Origin of the sequence: Neorhizobium sp. JUb45, from assembly GCF_004343585.1 — a bacterium.
In the GTDB taxonomy this organism is placed as follows: domain Bacteria; phylum Pseudomonadota; class Alphaproteobacteria; order Rhizobiales; family Rhizobiaceae; genus Neorhizobium.
This window is the reverse complement of the sequence record NZ_SLYW01000013.1, coordinates 82,888-98,994: the sequence shown is the minus strand read 5'-3', so window position 1 is coordinate 98,994 and position 16,107 is coordinate 82,888. Positions and strand designations below refer to the sequence as shown.

The following is a 16,107-nucleotide window of genomic DNA, read 5'->3' as shown; positions in this document are numbered from 1 at the left end:
TGGCCGCCTTCAAATCGGAACGGCGGCCGGAATGAGATCGGAATGACTGGCCGGCTTGATTTCGGAATCAGTGGCCGGCTTCATTGGAATACGCAACACTTGGTCCTACGGGGGAGCTAGCCAATCGCGTTGGTGGCTTCAGGGGTAGCCGTCTCCGCGCTTGCTAATTCCGCCAAGGTTCTCTTTATCTCCCGTGGAATGCTGCCTCGGGACCAGCCCAAGCCAAGCCGCAAAATGCCGACCCCATTTGAAGTCGGACGGCTCTCTCATGGATGACACCAAGGCCGTTGCCGTACCTGTCCGCAACGCTCACCGCCATCGTCAATGGCCATAGGCAGAACCGTATCGAGGAACTGATGCCGTGGAATTATTCGCGGCGGCCAAACGGCTAAAGTCTGCTATCGGGCCCAAACCGGACGTTGCGAATCAGGGTTAGGAATAGCAAGCTTTTCCCGCATTGATTTTAGGAGCACAGCATGATCCGGCTAGCCACCAAAACCGACGAACCTTCTATCAAAGAATGCGCGGAACAGGCTTATGCTCGATACGTCCCGCTAATCGGGCGAAAGCCTACCCCGATGGTGGCCGATTTTGCGGCTCAGATCGATGCAGGGGAGGTCTTCGTAGCCACGGACGATCAGGATCAGCTTCAGGGGTTCATCGTCTTCATCGTTGAAGAAGAACATGTTCTTCTTGAAAACGTAGCAGTCGTCCCTAGCGCAGCAGGGCAAGGTATAGGGAAGGCACTCATCAGTTTCTGCGAGGCTTTCGCTCGGACGAAAAACCTTGGGTCGGTCCAACTCTACACGAACGAGAAGATGATCGAGAACCTGTCGATCTACGCGAAGCTGGGTTACACAGAGCTGGATCGGCGTTCAGAAGATGGCTTCAACCGTGTCTACTTCGAGAAGGCGCTGAACTAGCAACGGCTGCAGAGTCCCAGCTGACCATTGAGGTCGCGGCATTTTCTCATGACCGCTTTTGGCGCTTTGTTGCCGTCAATTCGGCAGCGGTCGTTCGGAGCGGCCACCGCGCCTGGTCAATGTGCGAGTGGAAAACCGCTTACTGTGCGGTGACAACGTGCACTGGTTCAATATACGAATCTAGTCATGCAAGCGATCGGCATGCCATCGAATATGATCGGCCATAAAGGTGGAAATGAAGAGATACGAATGATCGTAGCCCTCCCGCATATTGAGGGTGAGTGGGATGCTCGCCTTTTGGCAGGCCGCCTGCAGAAGGTGCGGCCGGAGACCCGTTTGAAGAAACGGATCAGCGGTTCCTTGGTCGACAAGAATTTCCCTCACGCGAAAGCCGTCCTCGATCAGCAGCGTGCTATCATAAGCGCGCCACGCGGCCTGATCCGTTCCGAGATATTTTTCCAGCGCCGGGCGAGACCAGTCGGCTGTTGACGGCTGGGCGATCGGGGCAAAGGCCGACACCGAGGCAAAACCCTCCGGGTTTTTCAGTGCCAAAGTGATTGCGCCATGGCCGCCCATCGAATGGCCGAAAATGCTCTGCCGGCCGAAATCGAGTGCGAGGTCGCTATCGTCGAGAAGTCGCGGAAGTTCCTCTAGCAGATAGGTCTGCATGTTGTAGTGCGCCGAGAAGGGATCCTGCGTGGCATCGAGATAGAAGCCCGCGCCCTTGCCGAACTGCCAGTTGTCTGGCTCGTCTGGAACGTCTTCTCCGCGCGGGCTGGTGTCCGGGCAGATGAATGCGATGCCCAGTTCTGAGGCGATCTGGCGGTATTCCCCCTTGTCCATCACGTTCTGATGCGTACACGTGAGGCCCGAGAGATACCACAGCACCGGCACCTTGGCGGTTTTGGCCTGGGGCGGCATGAAGACGGCAAAGGTCATGTCGCCTCGACATGCTTCAGACACATGCGAGAAAACGTATTGCGTGCCGCCGAACGATTTGCTGGCAGAGATTTGTTTCATCACGGGCCTCGGGATTGGCATGAGTGGGGGCGGGCCACAGAGGCGGCCCGCCCTATCGATCAGGCGGCGAGAACGCCGGCCTTCTTTGCGGTCCAGGTGGCCAGGAAGTCCATTAGCGCTGGCGACAGGCAATCGTAGGGCTCAAGTCCGACGTCCTTAAGCTTGGCGCGGATGCCATGCATTTCGGAAGGATCGACGCCGCCTTCGATGACCGACGAGACGAAAGCGGCAAAGCCGGGAGCCGGCCAGCCATTGGTCTCGAACAGTTCCGGATGGATGAAGGACAGGCCCTTGAAGGCGTGATCGCGTTCTACCGGACCATGCATGTGGGTGCCGCATTCGGTGCAGGCATGTCGCTGGATCAGTGCCGAGGCGTCGACCACGGCCAGCTTGTCGCCGTTTTCGAGGACTGTCACGTTTTCGCTCGGAGCAACGGCCACGACCGAGAAGGCCGCGTCTTCCGGCTTCCAGCACTTTGTGCAGCCGCAGGCGTGGTTGTGGGCGATACCACCGGAAACCTGCACCTTGACTGGACGATCACGGCATTTGCAGGTCAGAACGCCGCCGGCAAAGGCATCGCTGCCCTGCGGCAGGCCGCTCTGTATGGATGGATGAAGAAGTCTTGTCATGGATCTTCCTTTCTTGAGACGAGTTCAGGCGCCCGCAGCCGCTTTCGCAACTACAGCTGCGGGCGTCCTTGTTTTGCGCTCTGTCCGGGAGATCAGAACTCGATGACGGAGCGGATCGATTTGCCTTCGTGCATCAGGTCGAAAGCCGTGTTGATTTCTTCAAGCGGCATCTTGTGCGTGATCAGGTCGTCGATGTTGATCTTGCCGTCCATGTACCAGTCGACGATCTTCGGCACGTCGGTACGGCCGCGTGCGCCACCGAATGCCGAACCCTTCCAGACGCGGCCGGTGACCAGCTGAAACGGACGCGTGGAGATTTCCTTGCCGGCTTCGGCGACACCGATGATGATCGATTCACCCCAACCGCGATGGGCGGCTTCCAGCGCTTGGCGCATGACGTTGACGTTGCCGGTGGCATCGAATGTGTAGTCTGCACCGCCGTCAGTGAGGTCCTGGATCGCCTGCACGACCTTGTCGTTGCCAACTTCGGTCGGGTTGATGAAGTCGGTCATGCCGAACTTCTTGGCCATCGGAACCTTGGCCGAATTGAGGTCGACACCGATGATCTTGTCGGCGCCGACCATGCGGGCACCCTGGATGACGTTAAGCCCAATGCCGCCGAGACCAAAGACAACGACCGTCGAGCCGGGGCGAACCTTGGCGGTGTAGATCACCGCGCCGATGCCGGTGGTGACACCGCAACCGATATAGCAGATCTTGTCGAATGGCGCATCTTTACGAATTTTCGCAAGCGCGATTTCTGGCAGGACGGTGAAGTTCGAAAAGGTCGAGCAGCCCATATAGTGGAAGATTTCGCCGGCATCGCAGGAAAAGCGCGAGGTATTATCCGGCATCAGGCCCTGGCCCTGGGTCGAGCGGATCGATGTGCAGAGGTTGGATCGCTGCGACAGGCAGGTTTTGCACTGGCGGCATTCCGGCGTGTAAAGAGGGATGACGTGATCCCCAACCTTCAGCGAGGTGACACCCGCGCCGACTTCCCGCACGATGCCGGCACCCTCATGGCCAAGGATAGCCGGGAACTTGCCTTCGGAATCGAGACCGGAAAGCGTATAGGCGTCGGTGTGGCAGACACCCGTGGCCATCACCTCGACCAGCACTTCTCCGGCCCTTGGACCGCCGATCTCGATGGTCTCGATCGTAAGGGGCTTGTTGGCCTCCCAGGCGACTGCGGCTCTGCTCTTCATTTCGCATATCCTCGTTGGCTGCTGCCTATTTGAGGTAGGCTCGCAGGATTTTCACTATGTCGTCCATCTGGTCGTCGGAGACCGATGTTCGGTGCGCTTGTTCGGGAGAGCCCATCGTCTCGCGCAGGTGGATCTCCAGGACCTCAGCCATCAGTCCGCCGGCAGCACCCCGCATCGCGGCGATCTGCTGGAGGAGAAGCCGGCACTCCGTCCCTGCATCGACGGCGCGTTCCAGTGCTTCGACTTGGCCTTTGATCCGCCGAAGGCGCATCGTCGCCTTCTTTTTGTCTTCCAATGAGTACGGCATGCGCTCTCCTTAAACAAAAATCACATACTGGGGTGAGTATGTCAACATACTGCCGGCAGTATGCCTTTGGTGGTGACCTTACATCGGGTCATTCATGAATGCAGGCAATAATAGGAAAAAACATCGAAAGAACAGGCACCTAAGCTTGGTAATTTTAACAAAACTACGTCAATTGTAGATTTATAGGAAACACTGCGTAGCCACAGGGCCGATTTATCCTGCGACATTTTGGCTTTAGCTCAACCTCGGCCGCGGGCACTGTGCACGTACGTGCACGGCACGCGTCTGCGCGAATGGGCAGCCTGCCTAACCTTTCACGCCCACACCTATGGCAATGCACGAAAGCATCGACTGGCGCCCCCCGCTTGATCGGATGCTCCCTCGTGCTTGTTTTTCGTAGCTGCTCAAAGGAGGGTAACTTGTCGCCCGCATCAAGCATCACCAGCACGCAAGTGTCTCTAGGGGCGAGGTTATTCGCTCTTCTCATCGGTCTCGTCCTGCTCGCGCTAGGAGCGTATTTCCTTTACGGCGGCTATCAACTCATGGTTTTGGGTGGGTCGTTATATTATCTCGTGGCCGGCATTGTGCTGATCGCGACCGCATATCTCCTGGCGCGTGCGGATGTCCGCGCGGGCTACCTATACGCAGCTTTCTTCGTCGCGACATTGGTCTGGGCGCTTTGGGAAAGCGGCCTGCAATTCTGGCCACTTGCGGCACGGCTCGGCATGTTTGCGGTCATTGGACTCCTGATCGGTCTTTGCCTCCCCAGTCTGCGCGGTGCTTCTGGGATCAATCGCATCCGGCCGATATCTTATGGAATTTCGGCTGTGCTGGCTGTCGGCGTCATTGCTGCCTTCATCAGTGCTTTCAGCCCGATCTGGCTGGTCAAGCCATCGTCGACGCCTGCTCTTGCAGCGGACTACAAGCCTGAAAGCGAACCCGATCAGTGGGTGGGTTTCGGTCGCACGCCGTCCGGCGAGCAGTTTGCGCCTTACAGCCAGATCAATCGGAACAACGTGAAGGACCTTGAAGTCGCCTGGACGTTTCATACCGGTGACATCACAGGAAACGGAAGCGAGAACCAGAACACGCCACTGCAGATCGGCAATATTCTCTACCCGTGCACACCGACCAACCAGGTGTTCGCCGTGCGCGGCGATACCGGTGAACAGCTCTGGCATTTCGATCCGGGTGTGAAGCCGGATGCTACCGCACACTGGATGCGCTGCCGTTCTCTCGCCTATTACGACGTTCCAGGCCTTGCCGAGGATGCTCCGGGCAAGAAGCGTCTTTATGTAACGACGGGTGACATGCGCCTGATCGCCCTTGATGCTGCCACCGGCAAGCCGGTCGAATCCTTCGGGGACAAGGGCACCGTATTCCTCGCCACCGGCATGGGCGCCGTCATCCCGGGCTTCTATAATCCAACATCCGGTCCGCTTCTCGCTGGCGAAAACCTGATAATCGGCGGCTGGGTGATGGACAACCAGTCTGCCGATGAGCCCTCCGGCGTGGTGCGCGCCTTCAATGCAACGACTGGAGCGTTCGTCTGGGCGTGGGATGTCGGCCGTCCTGGCCAGCCCAATCCCCCACCTGAGGGCCAGAGCTATACGCGCAGCACCCCGAACATGTGGGCCACGCCGAGCTATGATCCGAAGCTGAACATGGTGTATCTTCCAACCGGGAATGGTACTCCAGACCTGTTCGGCGGGCAGCGCTCGCCGGAGACCGATCGTGTCGGCTCTTCCGTCGTCGCCGTCGATGCGACGACGGGCGAAGAACGCTGGACATTCCAGCTTGTTCACCACGACGTCTGGGACCTCGACCTCCCATCCAAACCGGTGCTTTACGAAATGCCCGATGGGAAGGGCGGACGGACCCCGGCGCTTATTCAGGCAGGCAAGAACGGCGAGATCTACGTACTCGATCGTCGCAACGGAAAGCCGCTTACGGCAGTCGAGGAACGCCCAGTTCCGACAAACGGTGTACCTGGCGAGCGATTGTCTCCTACGCAACCCTATTCGGTCGGTATGCCCTCCTTCCGCGACGACGTCCTAACCGAACAGACGATGTGGGGCATCACGCCGATCGACCAGTTGAACTGCCGTATCCAGTTCAAGGGGCTATACTATGTTGGCGACTATACGCCGCCACAGATGCAGTGGTATCTTCAGAACCCATCTTGGTACGGCACGACCAACTGGGGTGGCCAGGCGATCGACAAGAGCCGCGACATCATGATCGTCAATGACATGCGCGTCGCGATGAAGGGTCGTCTCCTTAGCCGCGAAGAGGAAATCGCTCGCACAAAGGCCTCTGGCAAAGCGTCTCACAGCACAGGCGGTGTGGTTCCGATGAAAGAAACCCCCTACGGTGCCGAGCGCGGAATGGTCCAATCATTCCTCGGCGTTCCCTGCACTACGCCGCCGTTCGGCACTATGGCGGCGGTCGACATGAAGACCCAAAAGGTCCTGTGGCATCGCTCGATGGGTACGCCTGAACAGTTCGGCCCGCTCGGAATGAAGACACATCTGCCGATTGAGCTAGGCATGCCGACCCTGGGCGGGGCAACGCCTACAGCGTCAGGTCTTGTATTCTTTTCCGCGACCTCGGATTATTACCTGCGTGCTGTCGATGTTGCGACCGGCGAGGTCGTCTGGAAAAGCCCGCTCCCCGTTGGCGCCGGATCGACTCCCCTTGTCTTCATGTCACCTGAAGACGGCCGGCAGTACATTGTTGTTACCGCCAACGGTGCGCGTGCAGCACCAGACTTTGGCGATTACATCATCGCCTTCGCCCTCCCCAAGACAGGCAGATGAAACGACCTTCACGTAACGACTGAAGGACGCAATCAAGACGGCCGGCAGCTCTAAGCTGCCGGCCGTTTGCGTGACGCGGCTGAGTGCCATTATGCAAAGCGTGCAACGGCGAAGTCCAGGAAACTGCGAAGCTTCGGGGTCAGGCGGCGATCAGGTGCGTATAGGATATGGAGCGGGCGCGTCGGAGCGGGGTAATCTGGCAGCAGCGCCAGAAGGCGCCCATCGTCTATGTGATCACGAACCAATTCCATCGGCTGCAGCATGATGCCCAGGCCCTGCAGTGCCGCATGAAGCAGTGGTTCGCCGTGATCGACCATCAACCGGCCTGAAACTGGGACAACGACCCGTCCGTCGGGGCCGTCGAAGGTCCAGTGGGTTCGCAGTGCCGTGTGGGAAAATCCAAGGCACTCGTGTTTTTGCAGGTCCCACGGATTGGCAAGTTTATCATGGGCTTCAAGATAAGCCGGCGATGCGCACAGGATCAGCCGGTAGGGCGCAAGCCGGCGTGCAATCAAGCCGGTATCGGACAGCTCACCGACCCGGAATACGGCGTCATATCCTTCATCGATCAGATCCACGGCTCGGTTGCCGAGTGTTAACTCGACCGATACGTCCGTGTAGATTTTCATATAATCCGGGAGGCAGGGAGACAAGCTCCGCATCCCGAAGCTGACAGGGGCATTGATGCGCAGGCGACCGCTCGGCACGGCGCGTGTCTCCGCCGCCATGCTTTCAGCGGTTTCCACTTCCGACAGAATGATCTTCGCTCTCTCGTAAAAGCTGCGGCCGAAATCTGTCAGGCTCTGGCGACGGGTCGAGCGGTGAAGCAATTGAACGCCGAGATGATGCTCGAGTTTCTGGACATGCTTTCCCACCAATTGCGACGACATCTGAAGGGTCTCACCGGCAGCACTGAACGAGCCGCTTTCAACAGCGCGTACAAAGACCTCCATAGCTGTCAGACGATCCATTTGAAACTCTCCGTTTCAGGTGATGCGATATTATCGCGATTTATCTTGTTTCATTTCAACGTCAATATCACCTCACCTGAACAAAAAAGGACAAGACAATGAAAATCGCCGTTATCGGAACAGGCAATATGGGCTCTGGATTCGCACGCGCATTTGCTGCTTGCGAAGGTACCGAGGTTGTCGTCGGTCATCGCGATCCGGCCAAAGCAGCAGCGCTTGCCGCCGAGATCGGAAATGGCATCGAAGGTGGGGGGATCGCTGCCGCGGTAAAGCATGCCGATGTCGCATTGCTTGCCCTTCCTTATGAAGCCATCGCCGCGGCTCTGGATTCAGCCGGAGATCTTTCCGGCAAGATCCTGATCGACATCAGCAACCCGATCACCGCCGACTTCAAGGAACTGCTTCTGGGCCACACGACCTCGGCCGCCGAGGAAATCCAGAAGGCGTTTCCCGCCGCAACCGTGGTCAAGGCTTTCAACACGATTTTTGCGGGCCTGATCGGTCCAGAAGCGCGTGCCGACACGACCCTGCAGGTCTTTGTCGCCGGTGATGATGAGACCGCAACCGCCAAGGTGCGGGCGCTGGCTGAAAAGCTGTCCTTCGAGGCCGTCAATGCCGGCCCGCTCAGCAACAGCCGTTTCCTCGAGCCGATCGGGGAGATGAACATTCATTTCGGCTTCTTCCTCGGAATGGGTCCGACGGTCGCCCCGTCCTGGGTCCGCGTATAAGCCAGAAAAGGGGGTGGCCTGGTGCCGCCCCTTACGACGGAGAAAGATGCATGAGAAAGAATATCGTCCTCACAACTCTCGTGGGTGTGATGATGTCGATGACCAGCCAGGCGTTTGCCGCACCGGCAATCGATGTTCTCGGTCGCGATTTCACGTTTCCGAACACGGTCGAAGGGCTTCCGGCAAAGCTTTCCGATTTCAAGGGGCTACAGATTAACAGCTTCAAGACCAATGACGGCGTAAAGCTGACCTATTGGGAGGCGGGCGAAGGCAAGCCGATCATCTTCGTTCCCGGATGGGGCGCAAACGGCGCTGAATATGTCAATGTGATGTTCCTGCTTGCCAAGAAATACCGGGTCCTCGTTCTCGATCCGCGCAATCAGGGCCTATCGCAGAACGTTCCGTACGGCACGCGTCTTGCGCGCTATGGCATGGACCTCAAGGAGTTCGTCGATCATCTGGGCGTGGAACAGGCGGACTTTTGCGGCTGGTCCATGGGGGCCTCGGTCATCTGGAGCTACATCGACCTGTTCGGCACCAAGTCGATCCGCAAGGCGGCATTCATCGACGAGCCGATCTCGATCTACACGCATGCGGACTGGACGGAAGAAGAACGGCTGAACGCCGGCGGCATGACCACGTCGGCCGAGCGGATGATCGCCGCCTTCGGTGGCGCCCCGACCAACGAGCAGGTCGTCGACATGAACGTCATGCGCCGGGCCATGGAAGAGGGAACAGCGCATTTCCAGAACTCGGAAGCGTTCGCGCGCGAATTCGTCAAGAATGATCCCAAGTTCACGAGCCTTGTTCTGTTCGATCATGCAACCAATGACTGGCGCGACGTCATCAGCCACAAGATCGACGTTCCAACCGCCATTTTCACCGGCGATCACAGCAACAACGTGCCGAGCCAAAGGTGGATGCAGTCGCAGATCAAGGGATCGAAACTATTCGTCTATTCGGCAGAGGAAAATGGCGATCATTTTCTCGCCTTCAAGAATCCGGTCAAGTTCACGACGGACCTCAGCTCCTTCCTAGAGCGATAGTTCGCGGCGCAATGCAAACGATCCGGCCGGCACCATACAGACATCACCACACAGGCGATCTCGGTGCCGGCTTATTCCTCAAGCCAAAGGAGACAGAATAATGAGCGTGATCAAGGCGTTTCCCCTGACGCTGGGGATATTGCTGGCAGCTGAAGGCCATTCATTCGGTGCGTCTCAAGGTACCGCAACCACCGACTTCCGCCTCTCGGGTGTCTCGCTGGAAGAGACCCGTTATCAGGGGCAAGCGGCATTAAAGATGACGATGCCTTCCGACAAGATACAGGACCCCGTCAAAGAGGCGCTTGCCGACCGTGATTTCATGGCTTGGCTGCCAGTGGATTTCACGGACGGTACGATCGAAGTGGACGTCGCAAGCGAACTCGTTGCCGGCGCTCCGGCCTATGCCCGAGGCTTCATTGGCCTAACGTTCAGGATCGACGATAAAGGCAGGTTCGAAAGCATCTATCTGCGGCCGACCAACAGCACCGCGGATGATCAGGTCAGGCGCAATCACAGCGTCCAGTACGTTGCCTACCCGGACTTCAAGTTCGACAGGCTCCGCCGAGAATATCCCGAAGCCTATGAAACGTACGCAGATCTCGACCTCGCACGCTGGACGCACATGAAGATCGTGGTCGCCGGTAACAAGGCAAGACTTTATCTTGACGGCAAGCCGCAACCCGCCCTCATCGTCAACGACCTCAAACTCGGTGCAAGCCAACGCGGTGGCGTGGGCATCTGGCTGGAATCCGGCACAATCGCCTATTTCAGGAACCTTGTTGTCATACCGGCGCGATGAGCGAGCTCTCCTGGGGCACGGCCCGACCGTTTCCGTCAGCAGCATCGCTGTTTGGACGGGCACCATCAACCGTGGTCGAGCGCGGTAATGCTACCGCAATTCTGGACGCTCATTGTTATCCAGTTCCTATATTGGGTGACATTCCAATGCGCCGTCGTCATGAAATTCTCCGCCTCCTGCTCTCTTGCCTTCACCCCGTACTTGTTCTCGCTTTTCTGCTCGCTGGGCCGCTCTTTATCTTACTGCTGCGTTGATACTGCTGCGGTCTTGTAGATCGCAATGCTGCCGCAACCTTGGGAGTAGAGAAGGAGAGCGAAAAGGGGCGCGATTCATGAGACTTCTGCTGATCGAGGATGAAAAGGAGCTGGCGGATGCCTTGACGGCGGCGCTGAGCAAGCAGGGCATTGTTATCGACCACACGATGCGGCTCGCAGACGCCCATGAGCTGACACGCCAGAATATCTATGACGTCATTCTCCTCGACCGGCGGCTGCCGGATGGAGAAGGATTGACCTTCATCCCCAAGCTCCGGCGCGCAGGGGTCGCCACCCCGATCATCGTGCTGACAGCGCTCAACGAGCCGATGGAGCGTATCGAGGGACTTGACGGCGGAGCCGATGACTATCTTGGAAAGCCGTTCCTGATTGCAGAGCTTTTGGCGCGGCTGCGTGCCGTGCTTCGGCGGCCGGCCAATATTGTCCAACCTTGCATCGCGGTCGGGCGTATCGTCATCGATCCGCTCCACCTGAGCGTGACGATCGGCGCCACGCCATTCGATCTTCCCCGACGCGAGCTCCTGGTCCTGGTGGCGCTTGCCAAGCGCAAGGATAAGACCATTCTACGTTCAACCCTTGAAGCCGCAGTCTACAATTACGAGGAAGAGATCCAGTCGAACGCCCTTGACGCGCATATTTCCCGGCTGCGCAAGCGACTGGCTGATGCGTCGGCCGGCGTGGCGGTTCACAACATCCGAGGTGTCGGCTATCTCCTGAGGGAAGAATAATGAGTGCTCGAAACCATGCTGCCCCATCCCTGTGGTGGAAGTTAACCTGGCAGCTGAGCCTCGTTCTTCTCGCCGCCGTGGCGACGGTAACCCTGGGACTATGCATTTATGGTGCCTTTATTCTTTCTCCAAATGTAGGGCTGAAGGATCGGGTTGCACATGCCCTCGACGATTCACTCATGCGTGACCAGCACGGGCGGCTTGTCGTCGTGGAAGGCCCAAATCTGAGGCAGTTCCAGGCCGAAAACGGTGGGCTCTGGTTCATCGCCGCAGCACAGGACGGACAGGTAGTGGTCTATGGTGATATCCCCGTATACTACGCCGGCATGGGGCCCTTTGTCCGTTTGATAAGGGACGCAGACATTCGTGGAGCCAGCGGCACCGAAGATGAGGCCTCGATCGACGCCATTGAAACTCGGCTCGGCGAGATAAGAGTGATGTATGGTGGCAATACCAGCACCACAAACAATATCCTGACGATGATGACCAATCTGGCGCCCATCTACGTTCCGCTGTTGGGCATTGCAGTGCCGGCATTGTTCTTGACCATTCCTCGGATCGTCGGGCGCAGCCTGGCGGGGCTCAACGAGGCGGTAAGGATGGCGCCAGAAATCGACGCCCGGCGTGGCGGGTCAAGGCTTCCGGTAAATAACGTCCCAAAAGAGGTCGCGCCACTCATCATGGCGTTTAACAGCATCCTCGAGAGGCTCGAACTGCAATTCCAGACAAAGCAGCGTTTCCTGATCGACGCGGCGCACGAACTCAGGACGCCGATTGCCATCATGCAGACGAGAATAGAAGGCTTGTCCGAGGATAGCGAGCGGCGTCGCCTCATGGCCGATGTTGCTCGGCTGGCCGAGACGGCAGAGCAGCTTCTCGATTTCGAACGCAATGAGCAGTCGACGGATGTGCATCGACCAGTCAATCTGGTCGATATTGCGCGGTCTGTTGTGGCAGACCTTGCGCCGCTGGCCATTGCTGCAGGTTACGAAATCTCTTTCGATAGCGACACCTTGCAGGTGTTGCGAGACGGAAGCCACGCCGCCTTGGAGCGTGCCATTAGCAATCTCGTCCGTAACGCCATCGATCATGGAGGAAACGCCGGGACAATCTTGGTTACGGTTTCGCGACATGGTGAGATTGCCGTCTGCGACGATGGGCCGGGTATCCCTTTGGATCATCGCGACTTGGTTTTTGAACCGTTCTATCGTCTGGCGCCACGCAGCACTGGCGCCGGTCTCGGATTAAGCCTTGTGAAACAGATTGTTGCCGACCACCACGGCAAGGTGAGCATCGAAAGTGCGACCTCCGGCACGTTATTCAAAATTCGGCTCTGACCGTGAGACATTTTCGATTGAGCCTTATCCTGTAATGTTGCGGCAATATTTTGCCCCCAGTGAATATAGGAACGATCCTCCGAGGACAGGTTAAGTGACCAAAGACCAAAATCCGAAACGAACTGAGTGTGGTTTCAGACTTCGTCGCGCGCATATCCCGCCGCTGGCAGCAATAACAATGCCGCTAGTATTGATCATGGTTTCTGGATGCACATCGGTTGGACTGAAAGAGGGTGGGACATTGACCACGTACAGCCAGCTCGGTGCTGTCAAGGGAAAGTTCACCAAATCGCGCACCTTTATCGATGCACACGCACTCTCTAGCGTGCGTACGGTGGCGGTCCTGCCGTCGACGTTCTCGTTCAGTGCAGCTTCGCGCATCAAGGCGCCTCAGGACCGTGCTCTTGTGGTGAACGCGCTCGACCGTGCCATCTGCGTGTCGCTGAGCGACAAATATCAAATGGTTCCGGTGGGGCAGTCTGCCGATCTGACTGTCAGAACCGTCGTTACGGATATAGTTCCGACCAACAAGACGATGGCTGGCGTTTCGACCGCCGTGTCTCTGGGCAGCAGCCTTGCGCTGCCGGTCGGGATCCCACGACTTCCCGCCGGTTTAGGCGGGCTGGCTGTCGAAGCAGAGGCTATTGATGGAACTGGTGCTCAAAGAGCCGCGGTCGTGTGGTCGAAAGGCGCCAATTCCATTACCAACAACGCGCGCGTCTCCGAGGTGGGCGACGCCTACAGTCTCGCTTCCAACTTTGGTAAATATTTCGCTCGAATACTGGTTACGGGCAAGGAGCCGAAGGGTCTTGATACATCTCTGCCATCGGCCCAACGCATGAACTCCGCACTGGGAGGCAGGCCGAAATACGCGGCCTGCGACGCGTTCGGGCGCGCGCCTGGACTTGCAGGGATGGTTGCGGACAAGATTGGCGCGCCGCCGCAATGGACGGACAGAGCGTCAAAGCCCGCGGTGCAATAAAGGCTTGTCAACTTTTAGAGGTGTCGCGGCAACTTAAGGGGGCTCGAGTTAACGTCATCGCCCGGTTCTTGCCGGTCGATACGGCGGGCGGAGTGACACCAGACCCCAGGTGCCTCCGTCCGCCTAGACACCTAACCTTCCCATTCGAAACAGTGATGAAGCCGGCCCGGCTCGCGCCTCCATCGGAAATGTCCTTTGCGGTTTCGTTCAATGACCGGGCCTTTTGGAAGCAGTGAACACTGTCAGCCGAACAAATGGTGGTTCAAAACAGCTCACGGTCCCAGTGAGGATCTGGTCCTAGCTTGCTGACCATGAAGTCGATGAAGGCTCGCACTTTAGCGGGCGGGCGGCGGTTCCTTGCGTAGATTGCAAATACGCCGGGCAGTTCCATGGGTGGATGATCGAGCCAAAGCGACACTAGTCGCCCGGAGCGAATATCGTCCCCAATCAGGAAGGTTGGCTGGTAAATAATGCCCTGACCTGCAAGTGCTGCCGCAACCAGCGCGTCGCCGTTATTGGCATGAAGATCGCCCTCTATCCCAATGCTGATTGAACCATCTGAAGCGAATTGCCAGCGGCTGGGACCGACCGCCGCCGACAGGGTGTAACCAAGGCAATTATGGCGCGAAAGGTCCGCAGTCGTCGCCGGTGCTCCGCGCGCCTTCAGGTAGATTGGCGAAGCCGCGAGTATGAGGCGGCAGCGCGCGAGCTTTCGGGCGATAAGACTTTCATCCTTGATCTCTCCGATGCGGATCGCAACGTCCCAGCCTTCTTCCACAAGATCAACGACACGGTCGCTGAGGCCAAGGTCGAACATCAAGCCGGGATGATGCTGTGAAAGCTCCACCAGCCGCGGCACAATTTCACGCACACCGAAAGATACCGGCGCATTCACACGCAATGTGCCGCTGACTTCGATCCGTTCCGCAGTTGCGATGGCATCTGCTTCGGACAATTCCGAAAGGATACGCTCGACGCTTTCCAGATAACGCCTTCCTGCATCACTCAACGTCACTTTTCGTGTTGTGCGGTGAAGCAGCTTCACGCCGAGCCGATCTTCGATGGAAGCGATATGTTTCGTCGCCATGGTCTGAGACATTCCCAGTGCGCGACCTGCAGCGGAAAGACTTCCCAACGCGGCCACCTTCGCAAACACCTCCATCCCCGAAATGCGGTCCAGCATGGTTATTTCACTCCGGTAGTGTGATCTGTAACTTCCATTGGGCCTATTATCATACTCGGCGACTGAACATACAGTGTTTCCAGAACCGGCATAGGCCGAGCCAATAAGAAATCTGGAGAGCACCATGCTCGTAAATGGAAAGTGGACCGCTGACTGGCAGCCCGTACAGGCGAAGGACGTCAAAGGCGGCTTTGTCCGGCAAACGTCAAGCTTCCGCAACTGGATCACTCCAGATGGTACTCCAGGCCCAACTGGAGACGTCGGCTTCAAGGCCGAAGTCGGCCGCTACCATCTCTATGTCGCGTTAATCTGCCCGTGGGCATCCCGTACGCTGATCGGCCGGAAATTGAAGAAACTCGAGGATGTGATCTCGGTTTCGGTTGTCGAGCCGGCACTGACCACGGAAGGTTGGCGGTTTGGTACCTATCCCGGCGCAAACGAGGATTCCGTCAACGGCGCCCGTCATCTGCACGAGATCTACACCAAGGTCGATCCGCAGATTACCGGCCGTGCGACAGTGCCGGTCCTCTGGGACAAGAAGACGGGAACGATCGTCAACAACGAGTCCGCCGACATTCTGCGGATGCTCAACGACGGCTTCGGCTCCTTGGCCGACGAAAGTGTAGACCTCTATCCGGAAGCTCTTTGCACCGAGATCGATGCGCTCAACGAGCAGATTTATCCGCGCCTCAATAACGGTGTTTACCGCACCGGTTTCGCGACGACCCAAGAAGCCTACGAGGAAGCGTTTGCTGATGTGTTCGGCATGCTGGACGAACTGGAGGTTCTATTGGCGGGCAAGACGTTCCTTGTCGGTGAGCAGTTGACAGAAGCCGATGTGCGCCTGTTCGTCACGCTTGTCAGGTTCGATGCAGCCTATCACGGCCTGTTCAAGTGCAACCTGCGCCGGATCGCCGATTATCAGAACCTCACACGTCACCTGCGCACCATGCTGTCCGTTCCCGGCGTTGCCGAGACCGTCAGCATCGATCACATCAAGCGCGGCTACTACTCCATCGAAAGTCTGAACCCGACACGGATCGTACCGGTTGGGCCGGCACTCGAATTCGACAGCCTTCTTGCTCGGTAACGCCTGAAGCCGGCGGATCATGCTGCCGGCAAACATTCTTGAGTCAATTTGGGCTGCGTGACGGC

At 57.9% G+C, this 16,107-nt stretch carries 15 protein-coding genes and 2 pseudogenes; 10 read left to right on the top strand and 7 right to left on the bottom strand.

The window, feature by feature from the left end:
- Window positions 1-144: 144 nt before the first annotated feature.
- Window positions 145-294, bottom strand: a pseudogene (locus EDF70_RS27535) (transposase); the annotation flags it as partial.
- On the opposite strand from EDF70_RS27535, the pseudogene EDF70_RS30770 reads away from it, so the two are divergent.
- Together EDF70_RS30770 and EDF70_RS27525 are read left to right on the top strand one after the other, a co-directional pair.
- Window positions 294-392, top strand: a pseudogene (locus EDF70_RS30770) (hypothetical protein); the annotation flags it as partial. The pseudogenes EDF70_RS27535 and EDF70_RS30770 sit on opposite strands and share 1 nt — an antisense overlap.
- Before the next feature lie 84 nt (window positions 393-476).
- Window positions 477-923, top strand: a complete 447-nt coding sequence (locus tag EDF70_RS27525; protein ID WP_132280739.1) for a GNAT family N-acetyltransferase — start codon at window positions 477-479, stop codon at window positions 921-923.
- Window positions 924-1,103: 180 nt separating this feature from the next.
- Here the strand turns inward: EDF70_RS27525 and fghA are convergent, their stop codons facing one another.
- The 4 genes from fghA to EDF70_RS27505 all read right to left on the bottom strand — a co-directional run bounded on the left by fghA (window position 1,104) and on the right by EDF70_RS27505 (window position 4,084).
- Window positions 1,104-1,943: an S-formylglutathione hydrolase gene (gene fghA / locus EDF70_RS27520; protein WP_132280736.1), complete on the bottom strand. Its 840-nt coding sequence runs from the start codon at window positions 1,941-1,943 to the stop codon at window positions 1,104-1,106.
- Window positions 1,944-2,002: 59 nt separating this feature from the next.
- Window positions 2,003-2,572 (bottom strand): S-(hydroxymethyl)glutathione synthase, encoded by a 570-nt coding sequence (gene gfa, locus EDF70_RS27515; RefSeq protein WP_132280733.1) that lies wholly within the window; start codon window positions 2,570-2,572, stop codon window positions 2,003-2,005.
- A 92-nt stretch (window positions 2,573-2,664) separates the two neighbouring features.
- Window positions 2,665-3,777, bottom strand: a complete 1,113-nt coding sequence (locus EDF70_RS27510) for an S-(hydroxymethyl)glutathione dehydrogenase/class III alcohol dehydrogenase (RefSeq protein ID WP_132280730.1) — start codon at window positions 3,775-3,777, stop codon at window positions 2,665-2,667.
- Window positions 3,778-3,802: 25 nt separating this feature from the next.
- On the bottom strand, window positions 3,803-4,084 hold the full coding sequence (locus EDF70_RS27505) for a metal/formaldehyde-sensitive transcriptional repressor (RefSeq protein WP_132280727.1): 282 nt from the start codon (window positions 4,082-4,084) through the stop codon (window positions 3,803-3,805).
- A gap of 419 nt (window positions 4,085-4,503) precedes the next feature.
- On the opposite strand from EDF70_RS27505, the gene EDF70_RS27500 reads away from it, so the two are divergent.
- The gene (locus EDF70_RS27500; protein ID WP_245519399.1) at window positions 4,504-6,903 is read left to right on the top strand and encodes a membrane-bound PQQ-dependent dehydrogenase, glucose/quinate/shikimate family; all 2,400 of its coding nucleotides are present in this window, start codon (window positions 4,504-4,506) and stop codon (window positions 6,901-6,903) included.
- Window positions 6,904-6,992: 89 nt separating this feature from the next.
- On the opposite strand, the gene EDF70_RS27495 is transcribed toward EDF70_RS27500, so the two are convergent.
- Entirely contained in the window at window positions 6,993-7,874 is an 882-nt protein-coding gene (locus EDF70_RS27495) for a LysR family transcriptional regulator (protein ID WP_132280724.1), read from the bottom strand.
- Window positions 7,875-7,972: 98 nt separating this feature from the next.
- Here EDF70_RS27495 and EDF70_RS27490 point away from each other — a divergent pair, with 98 nt between their 5' ends.
- The 6 genes from EDF70_RS27490 to EDF70_RS27465 all read left to right on the top strand — a co-directional run bounded on the left by EDF70_RS27490 (window position 7,973) and on the right by EDF70_RS27465 (window position 13,769).
- A complete protein-coding gene (locus EDF70_RS27490; protein WP_132280721.1) occupies window positions 7,973-8,602 on the top strand; it encodes an NADPH-dependent F420 reductase in 630 nt (209 codons plus the stop codon).
- 50 nt (window positions 8,603-8,652) lie between these two features.
- A complete protein-coding gene (locus tag EDF70_RS27485; RefSeq protein ID WP_132280718.1) occupies window positions 8,653-9,648 on the top strand; it encodes an alpha/beta hydrolase in 996 nt (331 codons plus the stop codon).
- Window positions 9,649-9,748: 100 nt separating this feature from the next.
- On the top strand, window positions 9,749-10,447 hold the full coding sequence (locus EDF70_RS27480) for a hypothetical protein (RefSeq protein WP_207908343.1): 699 nt from the start codon (window positions 9,749-9,751) through the stop codon (window positions 10,445-10,447).
- A 331-nt stretch (window positions 10,448-10,778) separates the two neighbouring features.
- Complete coding sequence (locus EDF70_RS27475) at window positions 10,779-11,450, top strand: response regulator transcription factor (RefSeq protein WP_132280715.1); 672 nt, start codon at window positions 10,779-10,781, stop codon at window positions 11,448-11,450.
- A complete protein-coding gene (locus EDF70_RS27470) occupies window positions 11,450-12,787 on the top strand; it encodes a HAMP domain-containing sensor histidine kinase (protein WP_132280712.1) in 1,338 nt (445 codons plus the stop codon). Before EDF70_RS27475 ends, EDF70_RS27470 begins: the two co-directional genes overlap by 1 nt.
- 178 nt (window positions 12,788-12,965) lie before the next feature.
- Window positions 12,966-13,769: a DUF3313 domain-containing protein gene (locus tag EDF70_RS27465; protein WP_132280777.1), complete on the top strand. Its 804-nt coding sequence runs from the start codon at window positions 12,966-12,968 to the stop codon at window positions 13,767-13,769.
- Window positions 13,770-14,031: 262 nt separating this feature from the next.
- On the opposite strand, the gene EDF70_RS27460 is transcribed toward EDF70_RS27465, so the two are convergent.
- Entirely contained in the window at window positions 14,032-14,952 is a 921-nt protein-coding gene (locus tag EDF70_RS27460) for a LysR family transcriptional regulator (RefSeq protein WP_132280709.1), read from the bottom strand.
- Between the two features lie 124 nt (window positions 14,953-15,076).
- Here EDF70_RS27460 and EDF70_RS27455 point away from each other — a divergent pair, with 124 nt between their 5' ends.
- A complete protein-coding gene (locus tag EDF70_RS27455) occupies window positions 15,077-16,042 on the top strand; it encodes a glutathione S-transferase family protein (RefSeq protein ID WP_132280706.1) in 966 nt (321 codons plus the stop codon).
- Window positions 16,043-16,107: the final 65 nt, after the last annotated feature.